17 protein-coding genes are annotated in these 20,709 nt (G+C 74.6%); 16 read left to right on the plus strand and 1 reads right to left on the minus strand.

The features are described from left to right. Positions 1-3 precede the first annotated feature (3 nt). Positions 4-390 carry an Rv2175c family DNA-binding protein gene (locus PU704_RS03970; RefSeq protein WP_277550262.1) on the plus strand — a complete coding sequence of 129 codons (387 nt, stop codon included), beginning with the start codon at positions 4-6 and terminating at the stop codon, positions 388-390. A gap of 48 nt (positions 391-438) precedes the next feature. On the opposite strand, the gene PU704_RS03975 is transcribed toward PU704_RS03970, so the two are convergent. Next, the gene (locus tag PU704_RS03975) at positions 439-1,584 is read right to left on the minus strand and encodes a polyprenyl synthetase family protein (RefSeq protein WP_277550263.1); all 1,146 of its coding nucleotides are present in this window, start codon (positions 1,582-1,584) and stop codon (positions 439-441) included. 133 nt (positions 1,585-1,717) lie between these two features. On the opposite strand from PU704_RS03975, the gene dinB reads away from it, so the two are divergent. The 15 genes from dinB (at position 1,718) to ftsZ (ending at position 20,624) form a co-directional block, all read left to right on the plus strand. Further along, positions 1,718-3,043 (plus strand): DNA polymerase IV, encoded by a 1,326-nt coding sequence (dinB, locus tag PU704_RS03980; protein WP_277550264.1) that lies wholly within the window; start codon positions 1,718-1,720, stop codon positions 3,041-3,043. An 11-nt stretch (positions 3,044-3,054) separates the two neighbouring features. Further along, positions 3,055-3,429, plus strand: coding sequence for a DUF3040 domain-containing protein (locus tag PU704_RS03985; protein ID WP_277550265.1), 375 nt, complete (start codon positions 3,055-3,057; stop codon positions 3,427-3,429). A 353-nt stretch (positions 3,430-3,782) separates the two neighbouring features. Then, entirely contained in the window at positions 3,783-4,214 is a 432-nt protein-coding gene (gene mraZ / locus PU704_RS03990; protein WP_062736790.1) for a division/cell wall cluster transcriptional repressor MraZ, read from the plus strand. 222 nt (positions 4,215-4,436) lie between these two features. Then, positions 4,437-5,438, plus strand: coding sequence for a 16S rRNA (cytosine(1402)-N(4))-methyltransferase RsmH (gene rsmH, locus PU704_RS03995; RefSeq protein ID WP_277550266.1), 1,002 nt, complete (start codon positions 4,437-4,439; stop codon positions 5,436-5,438). Continuing rightward, complete coding sequence (gene ftsL / locus PU704_RS04000) at positions 5,435-6,142, plus strand: cell division protein FtsL (RefSeq protein WP_277550267.1); 708 nt, start codon at positions 5,435-5,437, stop codon at positions 6,140-6,142. Before rsmH ends, ftsL begins: the two co-directional genes overlap by 4 nt. A 76-nt stretch (positions 6,143-6,218) precedes the next feature. Next, the gene (locus PU704_RS04005) at positions 6,219-8,213 is read left to right on the plus strand and encodes a peptidoglycan D,D-transpeptidase FtsI family protein (protein WP_277550268.1); all 1,995 of its coding nucleotides are present in this window, start codon (positions 6,219-6,221) and stop codon (positions 8,211-8,213) included. Between the two features lie 95 nt (positions 8,214-8,308). Beyond that, positions 8,309-9,952 (plus strand): UDP-N-acetylmuramoyl-L-alanyl-D-glutamate--2,6-diaminopimelate ligase, encoded by a 1,644-nt coding sequence (locus PU704_RS04010; protein WP_277550269.1) that lies wholly within the window; start codon positions 8,309-8,311, stop codon positions 9,950-9,952. Continuing rightward, positions 9,949-11,550 carry a UDP-N-acetylmuramoyl-tripeptide--D-alanyl-D-alanine ligase gene (locus PU704_RS04015; protein ID WP_277550270.1) on the plus strand — a complete coding sequence of 534 codons (1,602 nt, stop codon included), beginning with the start codon at positions 9,949-9,951 and terminating at the stop codon, positions 11,548-11,550. The genes PU704_RS04010 and PU704_RS04015 overlap by 4 nt, the downstream gene beginning before the upstream one ends. Continuing rightward, positions 11,547-12,662 carry a phospho-N-acetylmuramoyl-pentapeptide-transferase gene (gene mraY, locus PU704_RS04020; protein ID WP_047802094.1) on the plus strand — a complete coding sequence of 372 codons (1,116 nt, stop codon included), beginning with the start codon at positions 11,547-11,549 and terminating at the stop codon, positions 12,660-12,662. The genes PU704_RS04015 and mraY overlap by 4 nt, the downstream gene beginning before the upstream one ends. Then, a complete protein-coding gene (murD, locus tag PU704_RS04025; RefSeq protein ID WP_277550271.1) occupies positions 12,659-14,182 on the plus strand; it encodes a UDP-N-acetylmuramoyl-L-alanine--D-glutamate ligase in 1,524 nt (507 codons plus the stop codon). The genes mraY and murD overlap by 4 nt, the downstream gene beginning before the upstream one ends. Next, a complete protein-coding gene (ftsW, locus tag PU704_RS04030; RefSeq protein ID WP_047802092.1) occupies positions 14,179-15,414 on the plus strand; it encodes a putative lipid II flippase FtsW in 1,236 nt (411 codons plus the stop codon). Before murD ends, ftsW begins: the two co-directional genes overlap by 4 nt. Then, complete coding sequence (gene murG, locus PU704_RS04035; protein ID WP_277550272.1) at positions 15,411-16,538, plus strand: undecaprenyldiphospho-muramoylpentapeptide beta-N-acetylglucosaminyltransferase; 1,128 nt, start codon at positions 15,411-15,413, stop codon at positions 16,536-16,538. Before ftsW ends, murG begins: the two co-directional genes overlap by 4 nt. Next, positions 16,528-17,931 carry a UDP-N-acetylmuramate--L-alanine ligase gene (gene murC / locus PU704_RS04040; RefSeq protein ID WP_277550273.1) on the plus strand — a complete coding sequence of 468 codons (1,404 nt, stop codon included), beginning with the start codon at positions 16,528-16,530 and terminating at the stop codon, positions 17,929-17,931. The genes murG and murC overlap by 11 nt, the downstream gene beginning before the upstream one ends. Then, complete coding sequence (locus PU704_RS04045; RefSeq protein WP_277550274.1) at positions 17,931-19,127, plus strand: cell division protein FtsQ/DivIB; 1,197 nt, start codon at positions 17,931-17,933, stop codon at positions 19,125-19,127. Before murC ends, PU704_RS04045 begins: the two co-directional genes overlap by 1 nt. 249 nt (positions 19,128-19,376) lie before the next feature. Continuing rightward, positions 19,377-20,624, plus strand: coding sequence for a cell division protein FtsZ (ftsZ, locus tag PU704_RS04050; protein WP_047802088.1), 1,248 nt, complete (start codon positions 19,377-19,379; stop codon positions 20,622-20,624). Positions 20,625-20,709: the final 85 nt, after the last annotated feature.

The raw sequence follows: 20,709 nt of genomic DNA on the forward strand, positions 1-20,709 counted from the left end.
GGCGTGAAGAAGACATCCGGAAACAGCACCGAGGAGTTCGACCGCCTGGACGGTCTCGTCCAGGACTGGCTGCCCCTGCCCGACGTCGCCGAGCAGCTCGGCCTCGTGGTCACGCGCGTCCACGGTCTCGTCGACGACGGGACGCTGCTCGCGGTGCGCAACCCGCACGACAACATCCGCCGGATCCCGGCGGCCTTCCTGCTGGACGGCGCCGTGCTCGACTCCCTCAAGGGCACCGTGGCGGTCCTGCGGGACTCCGGGTTCACCGACGCCGAGGCGATCGCCTGGCTGTTCACCGCGGACGAGTCCCTGCCGGGCCGGCCCGTGGACGCGCTGCGCGACGGCCGCAAGACGGAGATCCGCCGCCGCGCCCAGGCCCTGGCCTGGTGACCCGGTCCTGAGCCCCGCCGGGCGTGCGCGCCCGGGGGCGCGGGCTCGTCAGGACGAGCGGCGCACCGCCGCCGCGGCGAGCCCGCGCAGCGCGGCCAGGGGCACCGGCCCGGCGCCGAGCCGGTCCAGCGCCGCGAAGGCCTCCGCGCTGAGCGCGTCGATGAGCTCCTCCGTGGCGCGCAGGGCGCCGCAGCCGGTGATGACCGCGCGGAGTTCCGCCACATCGGTCTCGTCCAGGTCGACCCGGCCCAGGGCGGCCTCGAGCCGGGCGATCTGCTCCTCGTCGCCGAGCCGGCGCACGTAGCCCACCAGCACCGTGCGCTTGCCCTCGCGCAGGTCGTCCCCGGCGGGCTTGCCCGTGGTGGCCGGGTCGCCGAACACGCCCAGGACGTCGTCGCGCAGCTGGAACGCCTCGCCCAGCGGCAGGGCGAACGCCGAGCACCGCTCGAGCACCGCCTCCGGGGCGCCCGCGAGGGCGGCCCCCAGGACCACGGGGTGCTCCACCGAGTACTTCGCCGACTTGTAGCGGATCACGTCCAGCGCCCGCTGCACCGCGCCGGCCCGGTCCTGACCCGCCCCGGCGACCTCCCCCTGCACGTCCAGGTACTGGCCGACCATCACCTCCGAGCGCATGAGGTCGAACACGGCCCGGGCCCGCGCCGCGCCCGGCGCGGCCGCGCCGGCGAACAGCTGCTCGCTCCAGGACAGGCACAGGTCCCCGGAGAGGATCGCGGCCGCCACCCCGAAGGCGGACCCGTCCAGGGACCAGCCGTGCTCGGCGTGCAGGGCCTCGAAGCGGCGGTGGACGCTGGGCGCGCCGCGGCGGGTGTCGGAGCGGTCGATGACGTCGTCGTGGATCAGGGCGGCGGACTGGAAGAGCTCGAGGGCCGCCCCGGCACGGACCACCGCGGGGTCCTCCGGGTCGCCGCCCGCCGCTCGCCAGCCCCAGTAGCACAGCCGCGCACGCAGCCGCTTGCCCCCGGAGGAGAGCCCGGCGACGGCCTCCAGCAGCGGCAGCGTGTCCGCCGAGATGGCTCCGAGGACGTCCCGCTGGCCCTCGAAGAAGCGCCCCAGCTCGGCGTGCAGCCGGCCGACGAAACGACCGTCCTCGGCCCGGAAGGCGTCCTCGGGCGCCGCCCGCGGCACGGTGTCGGCGCGCGCGGGGGAGGAGTGCGGCAGGGACGGTGACGTCATGGGCGGAAGGACCTCGATCTCGGGCTGCGGAGGACGGGCCGGGCGGCCGTCCGCGGTCTCCGCCCAGCCTAGCGAAGGGGCTCGGATGTCCGGGCCGGGAACTATGCTGTGCCGGACGCAGGAGGAGGGCGCGGTGACCGAGACGCCGAAGGACCGGCTGGCCCGCTGGCGGGCGTGTGCCGTCATGCACGTCGACATGGACATGTTCTACGTCGGCGTGGAGCTCCTCGCGGCCCCCGGGCTGCGCGGCCGGCCCGTCATCGTGGCCGGCTCCGGGCACCGCTCCGTCGTCCTCTCCGCCTCCTACGAGGCACGGGCCTTCGGCGTGCGCTCGGGCATGCCGCTGGCCCGCGCCCGCGCCATGTGCCCGGGCGCCGTGCTCCTCGAGCCGCACCGCAGCGCCTACGAGGCCTACTCGCGGCGGGTGATGGCCATGTTCTGGGAGGTCACCGACCGGGTGGAGCAGATCAGCGTGGACGAGGCCTTCCTGGACGTCGCCGGCGCCGTCCGGCGGCTCGGTTCGCCGGTGGGCATCGCCCGGACGCTGCGCGCCCGGGTGCAGGAGGAGCTGGGGCTCACGGCCTCCGTGGGCATCGGGGTCAACAAGACGGTGGCCAAGATCGCCTCCACCCGCTCCAAGCCCGACGGCCTGCTGCTGGTGCAGCCCGAGGACACGGTCGCCTTCCTCGCCGAGCTGCCGGTCACGGCCCTGTGGGGGGTCGGCGGCCGCACGGCGGAGGCCCTGGTCGGTGCCGGCCTGCGGCAGGTCGGCGACCTCGCGGCCGCGCCGCTGCCCCAGCTCACCCGGGTGGTCGGACGGGCCGCGGGGCACCACCTGCACGAACTGGCCAACGGCCGGGACCCGCGCCCGGTGGTGCCGGTGCGGGAGGAGAAGAGCGTGGGCGCGGAGGAGACCTTCCCGCAGGACGTCTCCGACGACCGGGTGCTGCACGAGGTCCTGCTCCGGCTCAGCCACCGGACCGCCTCGCGGCTGCGGCGCCAGGGCCTGCGGGCGCGCCGGGTGGGGCTCAAGCTGCGCTACGCCGACTTCACCACCCTCACCCGCTCGCGGACCCTGTCCCAGCCGTTCACCTCCGCCCACGACCTCCTCCAGCACGGTGCCGGCCTGCTCGAGGAGCTGGGGCACCGCCCGCAGGCGGTGCGCCTCATCGGCATCCGCGCCGAGGCCCTGGAGCAGTCCACGGACGCCCTGCAGCTGAGCCTCGACGGCCGCGAGGAGGAGTGGGGAGCCGCCGAGGAGGCCATGGACCGGGTGCACGCCCGGTTCGGGGCGGACCGGCTCGGCCCGGCCCGCCTGCTGCCCGCCGCACCGCGCGAGCGGCAAGGCAATTCCAAGGCTGTTGACAGCCGCGCGCGCCGTGCACAATCCACAGCCGACGGTCTATCCTGGTACCAGGCGGCGCCGGAACAGCCGGGGATTTCCGCACCCGAAGGATGAGGAGGCATACCGTGCCACTGTCCGAGCACGAGCAACAGCTCCTGGCCCAGCTCGAGAAGCAGCTCCACGCGGACGACCCGCGGTTCGTCACGAGCATGGGGTCCCGCGCCGTCCGGGGAGCGTCCACCCGCAACATCGTCCTCGGGATCGTCATCGCCGTCGTCGGCCTGCTCGTCCTGCTCGGTGGAGTCGTCCTCAAGTCCGTCCTGCTGGGGGTGCTTGGCTTCGTCGTCATGGGCGCCGGCGTCTATGTCGCCACGTTGCGCTCCGGCAAGCCCCGCTCCGAGGGGGCCGGCGGCAAGGGCGGACCGCCGCGCCGGTCCTCGCCGTTCCTGCAGAACCTCGAGCAGCGCTGGGACCAGCGCAACTCCGGGGGCCAGTCCTAGACCGGGGCCCCTGGGCACCGCCGCCCGGCCGGCCCCTCCACCACCCACCACCTCGGCGCCCCACCGGGCGCCCGCACCGTTCCCGAACAGCTCCCCGGCGTCCCGCCGGGGAGCTTCTTCGTGCCCGGGGCCCCTGCCGCGGCCCGCCCCTCCACTCTCCTCCCCGCGGGCCTCCAGGAGCCCCCACTCCGGCGCCGCCGCGCCCCACCTGCGACGATGCCGGGCGGGCGCGCCGCCCGCCACGCCACGCCGGGCCGGGCGGGCCCCGGTTTCGTTGACCGGGGAGTGAAGTGGAGTAAAGTGGGGCGAAGAGATGGATCTGGGAGAACTCTCGGGCTGGAGAGGCGGTGAGCATGTTTCTCGGAACGTACTCACCCCGTCTCGACGAAAAGGGCCGCCTGATCCTGCCGGCGAAATACCGGGAGGAGCTGGCGGAGGGACTGGTCCTGACGCGAGGTCAGGAGCGGTGCCTGTACGTCTTCAGCGTCCGCGAGTTCGAGCGGGTCCACGAGCAGCTGAGGGCGGCGCCGCTGTCCTCGAAGCAGGCCCGGGACTACATCAGGGTCTTTCTCTCGGGCGCCTCGGACGAGGTCCCGGACAAGCAGGGCCGCGTCACCATTCCGCCGCCGCTGCGGGAGTACGCCGGTCTGGACCGGGAGCTCGCAGTGATCGGCGCGGGCACCCGGGCGGAGATCTGGGACGCCCAGGCGTGGAACGAGTACCTGAACGAGAAGGAGGCCGTCTTCTCCGAGACCGAGGAGGAAGTGGTACCCGGGCTCTTCTGAGCACAGGGTCGCCGACCATCACCTGCGGGGCGCGGCACCGCCTCCCGGATGAGATCTCCAGCCGCACAGCCGTCACCGTCCTGGCTCACCTTCCCCTGAGCCAGGCCGGATTCGAGGGACGGCCAGCGGATGGGGTTCTGATCCTGGAACGCCCGCGGCCCCACCACGGCGTCGATCCGGCGCCGGCCACCCCAGACCGACCGACCGCCGAAGAGAGGGCCCATGGCGCAACGCCCAGCCGAGCAGCTCCACGTCCCCGTGCTGCTCGAGCGCTGCCTGGACCTGATGGCCCCCGCGCTCGCCGAGGACGGTGCCGTGGCGGTGGACGCGACGATGGGCATGGGTGGTCACTCCGAGGCGCTGCTGCGCCGCTTCCCCCGGCTGCAGCTCGTGGCCATCGACCGGGACCCGCAGGCGCACGCCCTGGCCGGGGCCCGGCTGGCCCCGTTCGGGGACCGGTTCCACCCGGTGCACACCACGTACGACCGGATCCCCGAGGCCCTCGCCCAGCACGGCTTCGACGCCGCGGACGCGGTGCTGTTCGACCTCGGGGTCTCGTCGCTCCAGCTCGACGAGCGGCAGCGCGGCTTCGCCTACTCCTACGACGCCCCGCTCGACATGCGGATGGACTCCACCGCGCCCGTGACGGCCCAGGACGTGCTCAACGACTACAGCGAGGCCGACCTGCGCCGGATCCTGCGCGACTGGGGCGAGGAGCGCTTCGCGTCCCGGATCGCCCGGGCCGTCGTGGAGCGCCGGGCGCAGGCCCCGCTCCGGACCACGGGCGAGCTCGTCGAGGTCGTCCGCGCGGCCGTGCCCCAGGGTGCCCAGCACCGCAAGGGCCACCCGGCCAAGCAGACGTTCCAGGCGCTGCGGATCGAGGTCAACGAGGAGCTCGACGTCCTGCGCCGGGCCGTTCCCGCCGCACTGGACGCCGTGCCCGTGGGCGGGCGGGTCGTGGCGATGAGCTACCACTCCCTGGAGGACCGGATCGTCAAGCAGGCCTTCGCCGGCGGGGCGACCTCCTCCGCGCCCAAGGGCTTCCCCGTGGAGCTCGACGAGCACAAGCCCACGCTGCGGATCCTCACCCGGGGCACCGAGACCCCCACCCCCACGGAGGTCGAGGAGAACCCCCGGGCCGCCTCGGCGCGCCTGCGGGCCGCCGAGCGGATCCGGCAGAACCCACCGCACTCCTCACAGAACGCGCAGAGGTACAACGCATGAGCGGCACCGGACTCCAGCGACGACCGGCCCGCCCGGCTCCTCCGCGCAGCGGCATCGGGGCGTGGGCCGTCCGGCGGGGCCAGCGCCCGCCGGACGGCAGCTCCGCCCGTCAGCTCGAGACCCCGGCCCCTCCCGCGCCGGAGACCGGTGGATCCACCCGAGCGCCCCTGTCCGTGGTGCCCAGCCGGGCCCGGCGGGGGCGGGTCTCCACGGTGGCGCTGAGCCTGCTCGCGCTCGTGGTCGCGCTGGCCTCCATCCTCGTCCTGAACATCCAGATCTCCGGGGGCCAGTACCGGCTGGTGGAGCTGCGCGCCCAGGAGCAGGCGCTCAGCCAGCAGAACGAGGCCCTCACCCAGGACCTCGAGTTCTACGACGCCCCCCAGAACCTCGCGGTGATGGCCTCGGACCTCGGCATGGTCCCCGCGCAGGGCTCGGGCACGGTGGACCTCACGACCGGGTCCGTCGAGGGCGACCCCCTGCCGGCGCAGCCGCAGGAGAACCACGAGATCCTGGTGGACCACGCGCAGCAGACCGGCTCGGAGGCCGCGGACCGCGCCGCCCAGCGCGCGGAGGACCGCGAGCGGGAGAAGGCGGAACAGCAGCGGGAGGACGCCGAGCGGCGGGCCCGTGAGGACGCGGCGCCGAACGCCGGGCTCGGCGGCGGGAGCCTGCCGGCCCCGCAGCAGCGCGCGCCCGGGGAGTGACCGGGGCGCCGACACCGCCCCCGCACCCCGCAGCTCACCGGAGACCCCCAGCCGAGACCAGGAACGAGGCATTCACGTGGCACGCGCACGCTCGACGCCCACCGACGGCACCCCCCGCGCACCGGGCCTCGGCCGCAGCCACGTCGGGGTGCTCCTCGTGCTCGCCCTGCTCGTGGTGCTGGGGCTGCGCCTCGTGTGGGTGCAGGGCTTCGACGTCTCCGGCCGGGCCGAGGCCGCCGCCACGGACCGCTCCCGCACCGAGGTGGTCCCGGCCCAGCGCGGGGAGATCCGCGACACCGAGGGCAACGTGCTCGCGCGGACGCTGCAGCGCTACGACGTGACGGTGGACCAGAGCAAGGTCCGGGAGTTCGAGCGGCTCAAGGCGGACGGGACCACCGAGACCGTCACGCCCACACAGGCGGTGTACCAGCTCGCCGACGCCCTCGAGCTCGAGGACGCGGAGGTCAAGGACTCCCTCGACGGCGACAAGCCGTTCGAGTACGTGGCGCGCGGGGTCACCCCCGAGCAGTGGAACACCGTGCGCGAGCTCGACCTGCCCTACGTCTACGGGCAGCCGTCCTCGGATCGGATCTACCCCAACGGGCCCGTGGCCGGCAGCGTGGTCGGCTTCATGGGCGGCGACGACGAGGCCCTCGGCGGGATCGAGCAGACCCAGGACGAGCTGCTGCGCGGCACGGACGGCAGCCGCACCTTCGAGATCAGCGCCGACGGGGTGCGCATCCCGGTGGCCCCCACCGAGGAGAGCCCCGTGGTGGACGGGTCCTCGGTGCAGCTGTCCATCGACAGCGACGTCCAGTTCATCGCCCAGCAGGCCGTCACCGAACGCGCCCAGGAGCTCGACGCCGAGTGGGGCACCGCCGTGGTGATGCGCATCGAGGACGGCGCGGTGCTGGCGCTGGCGGACTCCTCGACCGTGGACCCCAACGACATCGGCTCGGCGGACGCCGAGGACCTCGGGGCGCGGGCCGTGACCCAGGCCGTGGAACCTGGCTCCACCCAGAAGATCCTCACCGCCGCGGCGGCCGTGGAGGAGGGCCTGGTCACTCCTCGGACGGAGATCACGGTGCCGCCGTTCCTGGAGATCGACGGGGAGAAGATCACCGACGCCTTCGATCACGGCGAGCAGGACCGCACGTTCGCCGGGATCATCGCCGACTCGATGAACACGGGCACCGTGATGGTCGGCAGCCAGCTCTCCCGCGAGCAGCGCCACGACTGGATGCAGCGCTTCGGGGTGGGCGAGACCACGGGGATCGAGCTGCCGGGGGAGTCCCCGGGCATCCTGGCCGCGGTCGACCAGTGGGACAAGCGCCAGCAGTACACCGTGCTCTTCGGCCAGGGCGTGTCCCAGACGCCCCTGCGCACCGCCACCGTCTTCCAGGCGATCGCCAACGGCGGGGTCCAGGTGGAGCCGCGCGTCGTCGAGGCTGTCATCGACCCCGACGGCACCCGCACCCCGGTCGAGCGCCCGGAGGGCGAGCGGATCGTCTCCGAGGAGACGGCGGAGCAGCTCCTGGACATCATGGAGGTCACCGTCACGGAGGGCGGCGCCAAGGAGGCGGCCGTGGAGGGCTACCGCGTGGGCGGGAAGACCGGCACGGCCGAGGCCCCCAGTGCGCAGGGCGGCTACGACGGCTACACCACCTCCTTCGTGGGCGTGGCGCCCATCGAGGATCCTCAGTACCTCGTGGCCGTGACCCTCCAGCGTCCCCAGGGCGACGTCCGCAGCATCGGCACGACCGGCACCTTCAGCAAGATCATGGGCCAGGTGCTGCGCCACTACGACGTCCCGCCGTCGACCGACGACCCGGTGGAGATCCCCCTGCGCACGGACGAGCCGGAGGAGACCGCCCCGGAGGACGCCGCCCCGGACGTCGTCGGGACGGAGGACGCCACGGGCACCGCGGAGGACGCCGCGGAGGGCACCACCGGGTCCGCGGACGGCGCCGCGGAGGACGCCGCGGCGCAGGGGACGGGCGCGACCGGGACCACCGCGGATCCGGGCGCCGCCGGGACCGACCCGTCCCGGCGGGCCGACGAGGGCGACTAGACTTCCGTATCGCTGTGCCCGGAGACCCCCTGGGCGCCTTCCCCCCAGCACCCGGCGGACCACCCACCCGCCCCCCCAGACCACGAAGGACGTTGATGGACGCGACAGCCCAGCAGGGACACGACGCGCAGACGATGCGCCCCGCCAGGCCCCGCCCGCTGAGCCTCACGGAGGTGGCGCGGCTGGCCGGGGCGGCGGCCCCGGCCCGCACCGTGGACGTCACCGGCATCTCCCTGGACTCCCGACAGCTGCGCCGGGGAGACCTCTACGCGGCGCTGCCCGGGGCCCGGGCGCACGGGGCGCAGTTCGCGCCACAGGCCGAGCGGGCGGGCGCGGCCGCGGTGCTCACCGACGCGGAGGGCGTCGGCCTGCTCGAGCGCACCGGCGTGGACCTGCCCGTCGTCGTGGCCCCGGACCCCCGCCGGTCGGTCGGGACGATCGCGGCCCGCGTCTACGGCTCCCACCCCGAGGACGGCACCGCCCCGGTGCTCCTCGCGGTGACCGGCACGAACGGCAAGACCACCACGACCTACTTCACCAACTCGCTGCTGCGCGCTCTCGGCCGCACGACCGGGCTGATCGGCACCATCGAGATCCTCGCCGGGGAGCAGGCCATCCCCTCCCGGCTGACCACCCCCGAGGCCCCGCACGTGCACGCGCTGCTCGCCCTCATGCGCGAGCGCGGCATCACCGCGGCGTCCATGGAGGTCTCCTCCCACGCCCTGGAGTTCTCCCGGGTCGACGGGGTCCGCTTCGACGTCGCCGGGTTCACCAATCTCACCCAGGACCACCTGGACCTCCACGGGTCCATGGAGGAGTACTTCTCCGTGAAGGCCCGCCTGTTCACCCCCGGGCGGACCGGGCGCGCCGTGGTGGTGCTGCAGGACGAGGACGACGTCTGGGGCGCCCGCATGGCCGCCCACGCCCGGGCGCAGCTCGGCGCGGACCGGGTGGACACGATCGCCCTGCGCGGCGACGTGGCCGAGGACCGGGACGCCGGACCGGAGCGGCACGGCGCCGACTGGACCCTCACCGCACTGACCCGCCGCGGCATCGGCCACTCCTTCACCCTGGTGCACCGGGACGGCCGCTCGCTGCGGGTGTCCACCGGCCTGCCGGGGGACTTCAACGTCGCCAACGCCGCGCTCGCCGTGGTGATGGTGCTGGCCTCCGGGACCGACGTCGGGCAGCTGCAGCGCGTGCTCGACGAGCAGGACCCGCTCACCACGGACGTGCCCGGGCGGATGCAGCTGATCGGCACCGAGCCGACCGCCGTCGTCGACTTCGCGCACAACCCCGACGCCCTCCGCCGGGCGCTCGCCGCCGTGGAGCCGCCCGAGGAGCAGGGCCGGGTGATCGTGGTCTTCGGCGCCACGGGGGAGCGGGACCGGACCAAGCGCCCCATCATGGGCGCGGTCGCCGCCCGGCACGCCGACGTGGTGATCGTCACCGACGACGACCCCCACGACGAGGAGCCGGCCGGGATCCGCGAGGAGGTCGCCGCCGGAGCGCGGGCGGCCGACGGCGCCCGCGCCGAGGAGGTGCTCGTGCTCGCACCGCGGGCCGTGGCCATCCGGGCCGCGGTGGCCATGGCGGGACCGGGCGACTCCGTGCTCGTGGCCGGCCGCGGGCACGAGACGGTCCAGGAGATCCGGGGCGTGGACCACCCGCTGGACGACAGGGAAGAGCTGCGCGCCGCACTGGCCGACGCGCGGCAGGGCCGTAGGGAGGACCGATGATCGAACTGACCGCAGCGCAGATCGCGCAGATCACCGGCGGGCGCGCCGTCGGCGACGCCGCCGCGCGGGAGGTCGTCGTCGGGCACGTCACGACCGACTCCCGCGAGGCACGCCCCGGGACGCTGTTCGTGGCGAAGCCGGGCGAGGTCACCGACGGCCACGAGTTCGTGGGCGCGGCCTTCGCCGCCGGGGCGGTGCTGGCCCTGGTGGAGCGGGAGGTGACCGACGCCGCCGGCGCGACCTACCCGGGCGTCCTCGTCCCCGACGTGGTCGAGGCGATGGGCCGGCTGGCCGCCTGGGTCGTGACCCAGCTGCGCGCCGACCACGAGCTCACGGTCGTCGCGGTGACCGGGTCCGTGGGCAAGACGACCACCAAGGACCTGCTCCGGGGCGTCTTCTCCGCCGAGGGACCCACGGTCGCCCCCCGCGGCTCGTACAACGGCGAGGTCGGGGTGCCCCTGACGGTCTTCGAGTGCACCGCCGAGACGCGCTACCTCGTGGTCGAGATGGGCGCCACCCGGATCGGCAACATCGACTACCTGTGCCGCATGGTCCGCCCCGACGTCGGGGTGGTGCTGTGCGTGGGCTCCGCCCACGCCGGGGAGTTCGGCGGCGTGGCCAACATCGCCCGGGCCAAGGGGGAGATGGTGGAGTCCCTGCGCGCCGACGGGGTCGCCGTCCTCAACGACGACGACGCCCTGGTGCGGCAGATGCACCGGCGCACCGCCGCCCCCGTGCTGTTCTTCGGGGAGTCCCCGGCCAACGCCCTGCCGGACGTCCCGGCCGCCCGGGTGCACGCCTCGGAGGTGCGCCTGGGACCCGGCGGCAACCCCGAGTTCCTGCTGCACCTCCCGGACGGCTCCGCGCACCGGATCGTCTCCCGGCTCATCGGGGAGCACCACGTGAGCAACCTCCTCGCGGCCGCCTCCGCGGCCTTCGTGGCCGGGGTGGCTCCGGAGCGGATCGCCGCCTCGCTCAACGCCCAGGGCCCCGCGAGCCGGTGGCGTATGGAGCGCACCGAGCGGGCCGACGGGGTGAGCGTGGTCAACGACGCCTACAACGCCAATCCGCAGTCGATGCGCGCGGCGCTGCAGACCCTCGCCCAGCTGGGCCGCGGGACCGACGGCACCGCCCCCCGCCGCACCTGGGCGGTGCTGGGCGGCATGCTGGAGCTCGGGGACAGCACCGTTGAGGAGCACGACACCCTGGGCCGGATGGTCGTGCGGCTCAACATCTCCAAGCTGGTCGCGGTGGGCGAGCTCGCCCGCCCCGTCTACGACGCCGCCCAGCTGGAGGGCTCCTGGGGCAACGAGGCCACGTGGGTGGCCACGGCCGAGGAGGCCGAGGAGATCCTGCGCCGGGAACTGGCCCCGGGCGACATCGTCCTGTTCAAGGCGTCCAACGCCTCCGGCCTGGGGGTGCTCGGCGAGCGGGTCGCGGCCACGGCCGCCACCGGCGCCGACGGGCCCGCGCCCGGCAACGACGCCCCCGCACGCGGCGACCACTGGCGCTCGGCGGGGCCCTTCGTCAACGCCTCCCTCGACGCGAGCGGACGCCCGGTGGCCCCGGGCACCGGCGCCGAGGGGGACCGGGCATGATCCAGATCCTCATGGCCGCCGGGCTCGCCCTCGTGCTGTCCCTGTTCGGGACCCCGGCCTTCATCAAGTTCCTCGCCCGCCGCGGCTACGGCCAGTTCATCCGCGACGACGGTCCGACCAGCCACCACACCAAGCGCGGGACGCCCACCATGGGCGGCGTCGCGATCCTCGGCTCCGTGGTGCTCGCCTACGGCCTCACCCATCTGGCCTCCGGGCTGCTGTGGCCCTCCTACGGCGGGATGACCCTCTCCGGGCTGTCCGCGCTGCTGCTCATGCTCGGCATGGGCCTGGTCGGCTTCATCGACGACTACAAGAAGATCGCCAAGAAGCAGAACCTGGGCCTGAGCCCCCTGGGCAAGATCGTGCTGCAGGGGCTGATCGGCACGGCGTTCGCGCTCCTCGTGCTGCTCGTGCCCGGCCCGGAGGGCTCGACCGCCGCGTCCTCGGCGATCTCCTTCACCCGGGACACCGCCCTGGACCTCGCCTTCGCCGGCTCCGTGCTCGGGGCGCTGCTCTTCGTGGTCTGGGTCAACCTCATCGCCACGGCCACCACCAACGCGGTGAACCTCACCGACGGCCTGGACGGGCTCGCCACCGGGGCGTCCATCCTGGTGTTCAGCGGCTACATGCTGATCGCCATGTGGCAGAACACCCATCTGTGCGGGACGGTGGCCGAGGGCGTGTGCTACGAGGTGCGCGACGCCGCCGACCTCGCCCTCACCGCCTCCGCGCTGGTGGGCGCCCTCGTGGGCTTCCTGTGGTGGAACACCTCCCCGGCGAAGATCTTCATGGGCGACACCGGCTCCCTCGGGCTCGGCGGGGCGCTGGCCGCCTTCGCCGTGCTGACCCGCACCGAGCTGCTGCTCGTGCTGATCGCCGGGCTGTTCGTGGTGATCACGGTCTCCGTGATCCTGCAGGTCGGCTACTTCAAGCTCTCCGGCGGCAAGCGCATCTTCAAGATGGCGCCCCTGCAGCACCACTTCGAGCTCAAGGGCTGGAACGAGGTGACCATCGTGGTCCGTTTCTGGATCATCGCCGGGCTGTTCGTCGCGGCCGCGCTCGGCGTCTTCTACGGCGACTGGCTGCTCTCCCACGGAGGAATGATCCAATGATCCACGCGAGCAACGACAACCCCGTCCTGGACCGCCCGCGGCTGGCCGGGCTCACCGGCTGGGACGCGGACTGGTCCGGGCTGCGCGTGGTCGTGGCCGGGATCGGCGTGTCGGGCTTCGCCGCCGCGGACACCCTGATCGAGCTGGGCGCCCGCGTCGTCGTCGTCGACGGGGCGGACACCCCCGCGACCCGCGGCAAGGCCGACACCCTGCGGATCGTCGGCGCCGCCGACGTCCTGCTGGGGGAGGCGCACGGGTCCTCCGTGCCCGACGTCGACGGCGAGCGCCCCGAGCTGGTGGTCACCTCGCCCGGGCTTCGGCCCGACTCCCCGCTGCTGGCCGCCGCGGCCGCGGAGCGCATCCAGATCTGGGGCGACGTCGAGCTCGCCTGGCGGGTCCGGGAGCGCGCCGGGCGCAGGACCGCCGAGTGGGTGTGCGTCACCGGCACCAACGGCAAGACCACCACGGTGGGGATGACGGAGGCGATGCTGCGGGCCGCCGGGCTCACCGTGGCCGCGGTGGGCAACGTGGGCACCCCGGTCCTCGACGCGCTGCGGGAGCCGGTGGAGCACGACGTGCTCGTGGTGGAGCTCTCCAGCTTCCAGCTGCACTGGGCGCACTCGGTGTCCCCGCTGGCCTCGGTGGTGCTCAACGTCGCGGAGGACCACGTGGACTGGCACGGCGGCTACGCGAACTACGTCGCGGACAAGTCGAGGATCTACGAGCACACCCGGGTGGCCTGCGTCTACAACGCCCAGCAGCCCGAGACCGTGCGGATGGTCGAGGAGGCCGACGTCGTGGAGGGCTGCCGCGCCGTGGGCTTCACCCTGGAGACCCCCGACGTGAGCATGCTCGGCGTGGTCGAGGACCTGCTCGTGGACCGGGCGTTCCTCGAGGACCGGCGCGGCTCCGCACTGGAGCTCGCCTCCGTGGCGGACACCGGGCCCATCCCGACCCCGCACGGGGTCACCAACGCCCTGGCCGCCGCGGCGCTGGCCCGCGCCGCCGGCGCGCCCCCGGAGGCCGTGCGGGACGGGCTGCGCGCCTGGGAGCCCGGCGACCACCGGATCCAGGCCGTGGCCACCACGCACGGGGTCGTGTGGGTCAACGACTCCAAGGCCACCAATCCGCACGCCGCGGACGCCGCCCTGTCGGCCTTCGGCTCGGTGGTCTGGATCGCCGGCGGGCTCTCCAAGGGCGTGTCCTACGACCGGCTCGTGGCCCGGCACGCCGAGCGGCTGCGCACGGTGGTGCTCATCGGCACGGACAACGACGGGCTGCTCGCGGCGCTCGCCGAGCACGCCCCGGCCGTGCCCGTCCTGCCGGCCGCGGCGGACGGCGCCACGGACGGGGACGCCGTGATGGCCGCGGCGGTGCGCCTGGCCCACGGGGCGGCGCAGCGGGGGGACACCGTGCTCATGGCCCCGGCCTCCGCGTCGATGGACCAGTTCACCTCCTACGCCCACCGGGGCGACGCGTTCATCCGCGAGGTCGCCGAGCTCGTGGAGCGGCTGTCGTGACGCAGGTCCAGGACCGCACCGGCGCCGCGGGGAGCGCACCCGGGCCCCGCGGCGGGCTGCGGCGCTTCTGGCGCACGCTCGTGGACGGCCCGCTGATCCACTCCTACTACGCGCTGGCCGGGTCCGTGGTGCTGCTCACCGGGATCGGCATCATGATGGTCCTCTCCGCCTCCGCGGTGGAGTCCATCTCCGCCCAGGAGTCCGCCTACTCGTACTTCACGAAGCAGGCCACGTACGCGGGCCTGGGCATCGTGCTGATGTTCGGGCTCTCCTTCGTGCCCACGTCCTGGTACCGGCGCGGCGCCACGGGCCTGCTGGTCCTGGGGGTGCTGCTCCTGCTGCTCGTGTTCACGGGACTCGGGCAGGAGATCAACGGCAACCGGAACTGGATCGTGGTGGGCGGACAGTCCTTCCAGCCCTCCGAGGCCGCGAAGCTCGCCGTGTCCGTGTGGCTGGCGATGATGCTGGCCCGGCAGGGCGACGCCGTGCGCGAGTGGCGCCAGGCGCTGTGGCCCTCGGCGCTGGGCATCGGGATCCCCGCCCTGCTGGTCGTGCTCGGCGACGACGTCGGCACCGCGCTGGTCTTCGCGCTGATCTACGCCGCCGCGCTGTTCTTCGCCGGGGCGCCGCTGCGGCTGTTCGCCGTCGCCGCCGCCGGGGCGGTCGCGCTCGGGGCGGTCGCCGTCGCCGCGGCGCCCCACCGGGTGGACCGCATCACCGGCTGGCTGTTCGGCGAGTGCGGCGCCACCGACGCCTGCTACCAGGCCGACCAGGGGCTCAACGCCCTGGCCTCGGGAGGCTGGTGGGGGGTGGGCCTGGGCCAGTCGCGGCTCAAGTACAACTACGTCCCCGAGGCGCACAACGACTACATCTTCTCCATCATCGGGGAGGAGCTGGGGCTGCTGGGCACGGTGCTGATCCTCGCGCTGTTCGCGGTCATGACCCTGGCGATGGCCCGGATTATCCTGCGCGCGCGCAGCCGGTTCGTGCGGATCGCCACGGCGTGCGTGGTGACGTGGCTGGTGGGCCAGGCGTTCATCAACATCGGCATGGTCACCGGGGTGCTGCCGGTGATCGGCGTCCCCCTGCCGTTCATCAGCTACGGTGGGTCCTCGTTGCTGATGAGCCTGGCCGCCGTCGGCGTGGTGATGTCCTTCACCCGCCTGCCGCGCCGGATCCCGGTCCCCACCCGCACCCCCCGCCCCCGCACCCCGAACGAGGATCGCGCATGACACCGTCCGAACCGACCACCGAGGGCTCCGCCCCGTCGGTCCTGCTCGCCGGCGGCGGCACCGCCGGGCACGTGAGTCCCCTGCTGGCCGTGGCCGCCGCCCTGCGCGAGCAGGCCCCGGCAGCCCGGCTCACGGCGGTGGGCACCGCCTCCGGGATGGAGACCCGGCTTGTGCCGCAGGCCGGGCTGGCGCTCGAGCTCGTCGACCGGGTGCCGCTGCCCCGGCGGATCTCCGTGGACCTCGTCCGGCTGCCCGGACGGCTGCTCGCCGCCGTGCGGCAGGCGGGGGAGGTCCTGGACCGGGTGCGCCCCGACGTGGTGGTCGGCGTCGGCGGGTACGTCTGCACGCCCGTCTACCTCGCCGCCGCCCGGCGGGGGCTGCCCGTCGTGGTGCACGAGGCGAACGCCCGCCCGGGCCTCGCCAACCGGGTGGGCGCGCGCTGGGCGCGGACCGTGGCCACCGCGTTCCCCGGCACGCCCCTGCGCGGGGCCGTCACCGTGGGCATGCCCATGCGCCGGGAGATCGCCGGCCTGGACCGGGCCGGCCGGCGCGCCGACGCCCTGCGGTCCTTCGGGCTGGACCCCGACGTGCCCACCGTCGTGGTCACCGGCGGCTCCTCCGGGGCCCTGAACATGAACCGGACGGTGGCCGCGGTGGCCGGGGAGGTCGCCGCCCACGGCCACCAGCTGCTGCACGTCACCGGTCGCGGCAAGCAGGTCACCCGCGACGACGGCACGCTGCTGGAGGCCCCCGGCTACGTGCAGGTCGAGTACGTCGACGGCATGGAGCGGGTCTACGCCGCCGCGGACCTGCTCGTGGCCCGCGCCGGGGCGGCGACCGTCTCCGAGGTCGCGGCCGTCGGGCTGCCGGCCGTGTTCGTGCCGCTGCCCGTGGGCAACGGCGAGCAGTCGCTCAACGCCGCCTCCCTCGTGGCCGCGGGCGCGGCACGGCTGGTGCCCGACGACGCCTTCACCCCGGGCTGGTACCGCGAGCACGTCCACCCGCTGCTGGCCGAGCCTGACCGGCTCGCCGCCATGGCCGCCGCCAGCCGGGAGCACGGCGTGCGCGATGCCGACGCCGTCCTGGCGCGGCTGATCCTCGAGGAGGTGCCCCGTGGTCGCTGAGCACGAGCTCGACCCCGCCCGGCTGGGCCGGGTGCACTTCATCGGCATGGGCGGGGCCGGCATGTCCGCCGTCGCCAAGCTCATGCTCGCCCACGGCGTCCCGGTCAGCGGCTCCGACCGCCAGGACTCCCCGGCGCTGCGCCAGCTCGAGGACCTGGGGGCCACGGTGTTCGTGGGCCAGCGGGCCGAGCACGTCACCGGCGCCCGCACCGTGGTCGTCTCCACCGCCATCCCGCCCGAGGACCCCGAGTACGCCGCGGCGCGGGCCGCCGGGCTGCGCGTGCTTCACCGCTCCGACGCCCTGGCCGCCACGATGCACGGCCGCGACGTCGTGGCGGTGGCCGGCACCCACGGCAAGACCACCACGAGCGCGATGGCCGCCCTGGCCCTGCACGCCGCCGGCCGGCACCCCTCCTGGGCGATCGGGGCGCACGTGGCCGACCTCGGGGCCAACGCCGCCCTCGGGGACGGCCGGTGGTTCGTGGCGGAGGCCGACGAGTCCGACGGCTCCTTCCTCAAGTACGGTCCCCGGATCGCGGTGGTCACCAACATCGAGCCGGACCACCTCGACTTCTACCCGTCCCGCGAGGCCTTCTACCAGGCCTTCGACGACTTCGCCGCGACCCTGACCGAGGACGGGCTGCTGGTGGCCTGCCAGGACGACCCCGGCTCGCGGGCGCTGGCAGAGCGGCACCGGGCCGCCGGCGGACGCGTGGTCGGCTACGGCATCGATGCGACCGCGGACGTGCGGGTGGTCCCGCACGGGACCGACGGGCTGCGCACCCGCAGCACCCTGGTGCTGGGGGAGGGCGCCGACCGCCGCGAGGAGCAGCTCGAGCTCGCCGTGCCCGGGCGGCACAACGTGCTCAACGCCACCGCCGCCTTCTGCGTGGCCGTCGAGGCCGGCGTCCCGCCCGCGGACGCCGTGCGCGGGCTGGCCGGTTTCCACGGCTCGGCCCGGCGCTTCGACCTGCGGGGCGAGGGGCGCGGCGTACGGGTCTTCGACGACTACGCCCACCACCCCACGGAGGTCGTCGCGGCCCTCACCGCGGCCCGGGAGGTCGCCGGCGGGCACCGCGTGATCGCCATCTTCCAGCCCCACCTGTTCTCCCGGACCAGGGAGTTCGCCGCGGAGTTCGCCGACGCCCTGGCCCTCGCGGACGAGAGCCTGGTCATCGACGTCTTCGCCGCGCGCGAGCAGCCGGTGCCCGGGCTCACCAGCGAGGTCATCACCGACCGCGCCCCCGCCCACGTCCGCTACGTCCCTGACGGCGGGCAGGCGGTCACCGAGGCCGCCCGCGCCGCCCGCGCCGGCGACCTGGTGCTCACGGTCGGGGCCGGTGACGTCACCCGGCTCGGCCCCCTGCTCGTGGACCGGCTCGGGGAGAGCTGATGAGCCGGCACGGCCGACCGCACCAGCCCCGGTTCGGCGAGGACCCCCGGGACGCCGGCACCCCGGCGCCGGAGGTCCCGGCCCAGGAGGTCCCGGCCGCGGAGACCCCGGCCGCGGCAGCGCCCGCTCCGGGCCCGCACGACCCGGACGTCCCCACCGGGGGCGGCCGGGAGGGGGCTCCCCAGGACACCGCCGGGGACCGGTCGGCCGCAGGGCCCTGGTCCGCGGCCCCCGCCGAGGGCGCGGGGCCTAGCGGCCGGGTGCGCGTGAACGACGGGACCAAGGTCTCGCCCGTCTCCGACGAGGACGAGCTCGTGGAGGCCCCCGCGGCGGGAGGCCGGTTCAGCGCCTGGCGACGGCACCGGCAGGAGCGCGCGCCGTCCCGCACGCTCACCGCCTCCCGGGCGCCGGCGGAGTCCGCCCACCTCGGCTCCACCGGGGCCGGCTCCACGGCGGCCGGTTCCACGGCGGCCGGGGCCACCGTCGTCGCGTTCCCCGCCTCGGCCGGGGCCCGGCGCCGGCGCCGCCGGCTCGGCGCCGCCCTGGGCGCGCTCGTGGCCCTCGCCGTGCTCGCCGGCGTCCTGTTCCTCTCCCCGGCCCTCGCGGTGCGGGACATCTCCGTGCGCGGCGCCCAGCTGACCGACCCCTCCAGCGTCGAGGAGACCCTGGAGGGCTACCGCGGGATCCCGCTGACCCGGATCTCGAAGCAGGACGTCCGTGCCCGCGTGGGGGCCATCCCGCAGGTCCGCTCGATCGAGGTCGTGCTCGAACCTCCGCACCACCTGATCGTGGAGCTGCACGAGCGGGTGCCGGTGGCCGCGATCCAGGACGGCGACCAGTTCGCGGTCGTGGACTCGGAGGGCGTGCGGCTCACCACCGCGGCCACCGCCGAGGAGGCGGCCGTGCCGGTGATCACGGGCGGCCCCGACGTGCTGGAGGGCGAGCGCTTCGACGCCATCACCGACGTGCTGGCCGCCCTGCCCGAGTCCGTCCTCGCCCAGCTGCGCACAGCCTCGGCCGAGTCCCTGTCCTCCGTGGAGCTCGCGTTCACCGACGGCCGCACCGTCGTGTGGGGCACCGCCGAGGACAGCGAGCTGAAGGCCCAGGTGCTCCGGGAGCTCGTCGAGGCGCGCGGGGCCGGCAGCGGCGTGGAAACCTACGACGTGTCCAGCCCGACGCGCCCCGTGGTGCGCTGAGCACCGCGTGCTGCGACTCAGCTTCCACCAGAGCTTGAGACCTGGGCCGGACACCGGTGCAGCCTGCGGTTTTGGCGAAAAGTGTCGAAAGCGGTATGGCTTGTCGTGCAGGTGGTCCCCTCGGTTGTTAGTCTTGACCCGACATCCAACCGCCCGGAGCAGCAGCTGACGGCCTGACGTTCCACCTTCGATCGAAGGTTGAGCAACGGCTCGCGACCCCGGCCCCGAACCATCTCGAGTTAGGTACCCATGGACTCCTCCACCCCCCAGAACTACTTGGCCGTCATCAAGGTCGTCGGAATCGGCGGCGGCGGTGTCAACGCCGTCAACCGGATGATCGAGGAGGGGCTGCGCGGCGTCGAGTTCATCGCGATCAACACGGACGCGCAGGCCCTGCTGATGAGCGACGCCGACGTCAAGCTCGACGTCGGGCGCGAGCTGACCCGCGGCCTGGGCGCCGGCGCCAACCCGGATGTCGGGCGCCAGGCGGCGGAGGACCACCACGAGGAGATCGAGGAGGTCCTCAAGGGGGCCGACATGGTGTTCGTGACCGCCGGCGAGGGCGGCGGCACCGGCACCGGCGGCGCCCCCGTGGTCGCCCGGATCGCCCGCTCCCTGGGGGCCCTGACCATCGGCGTGGTCACCCGCCCGTTCACCTTCGAGGGCCGCCGCCGCTCCAACCAGGCGGAGAACGGCATCGAGACCCTGCGCGACGAGGTCGACACCCTCATCGTGATCCCGAACGACCGGCTGCTGTCGATCTCCGACCGCAACGTGTCCATGCTCGACGCCTTCAAGTCCGCGGACCAGGTGCTGCTCTCCGGCGTGCAGGGGATCACCGACCTGATCACCACCCCGGGCCTGATCAACCTCGACTTCGCCGACGTGAAGTCCGTGATGCAGGGCGCCGGCTCGGCGCTCATGGGCATCGGCGCGGCGCAGGGCGAGGACCGCGCGGTGAAGGCCGCGGAGCTCGCCATCGCGTCCCCGCTGCTGGAGGCCTCCATCGACGGCGCCCACGGCGTGCTGCTGTCCATCCAGGGCGGCTCCGACCTCGGCCTGTTCGAGATCAACGAGGCGGCCCGCCTGGTGCAGGAGGTGGCCCACCCCGAGGCGAACATCATCTTCGGCGCCGTCATCGACGACGCCCTCGGCGACCAGGCCCGGGTCACCGTCATCGCCGCCGGCTTCGACTCCGTGAGCCCGGAGACCAACGCGAACAACACCAACGCCGCCGCCCAGCAGGCCGCGAGCACCCGCGCCGCCTTCGGCTCCGGCGCCGGCCAGCCCGCCGGCCTGGGCCGCTCCCCGCAGCGCGGCGGCACCGCCTCCTTCGGCCAGCCCGCCACCGCGCAGCGGTGGGCCCAGCCGGCGGCCAACGACGACGTGCCCGACGACGCCGGCTTCGACGTCGACCTGCCCGCCGAGGCCGAGGCCGGCTCGCCCGCCGGTTCCGCCCGCAAGGACTCCCTGGACTTCCCCGACTTCCTGAAGTGAGTCCCGGCCCGGGGGCGGACGCGGTGCACCGCGTCCGCCCCCGGGCGCTTTAACCCCGCCCCGTCCGTCCGCGGCCGGTGCGGCA

Origin of the sequence: Kocuria oceani (genome assembly GCF_029524215.1) — a bacterium.
Taxonomy (GTDB): Bacteria; Actinomycetota; Actinomycetes; order Actinomycetales; family Micrococcaceae; genus Kocuria; species Kocuria oceani.

Bases quoted from the DNA above. Each gene is read 5' to 3' on its own strand.
- PU704_RS03975 (WP_277550263.1), bottom strand. From the start codon at position 1,584: ATGACGTCACCGTCCCTGCCGCACTCCTCCCCCGCGCGCGCCGACACC.
- mraZ (WP_062736790.1), top strand. From the start codon at position 3,783: ATGTTTCTCGGAACGTACTCACCCCGTCTCGACGAAAAGGGCCGCCTG.
- rsmH (WP_277550266.1), top strand. From the start codon at position 4,437: ATGGCGCAACGCCCAGCCGAGCAGCTCCACGTCCCCGTGCTGCTCGAG.
- ftsL (WP_277550267.1), top strand. From the start codon at position 5,435: ATGAGCGGCACCGGACTCCAGCGACGACCGGCCCGCCCGGCTCCTCCG.
- PU704_RS04010 (WP_277550269.1), top strand. From the start codon at position 8,309: ATGGACGCGACAGCCCAGCAGGGACACGACGCGCAGACGATGCGCCCC.
- PU704_RS04015 (WP_277550270.1), top strand. From the start codon at position 9,949: ATGATCGAACTGACCGCAGCGCAGATCGCGCAGATCACCGGCGGGCGC.
- mraY (WP_047802094.1), top strand. From the start codon at position 11,547: ATGATCCAGATCCTCATGGCCGCCGGGCTCGCCCTCGTGCTGTCCCTG.
- murD (WP_277550271.1), top strand. From the start codon at position 12,659: ATGATCCACGCGAGCAACGACAACCCCGTCCTGGACCGCCCGCGGCTG.
- murG (WP_277550272.1), top strand. From the start codon at position 15,411: ATGACACCGTCCGAACCGACCACCGAGGGCTCCGCCCCGTCGGTCCTG.
- PU704_RS04045 (WP_277550274.1), top strand. From the start codon at position 17,931: ATGAGCCGGCACGGCCGACCGCACCAGCCCCGGTTCGGCGAGGACCCC.
- ftsZ (WP_047802088.1), top strand. From the start codon at position 19,377: ATGGACTCCTCCACCCCCCAGAACTACTTGGCCGTCATCAAGGTCGTC.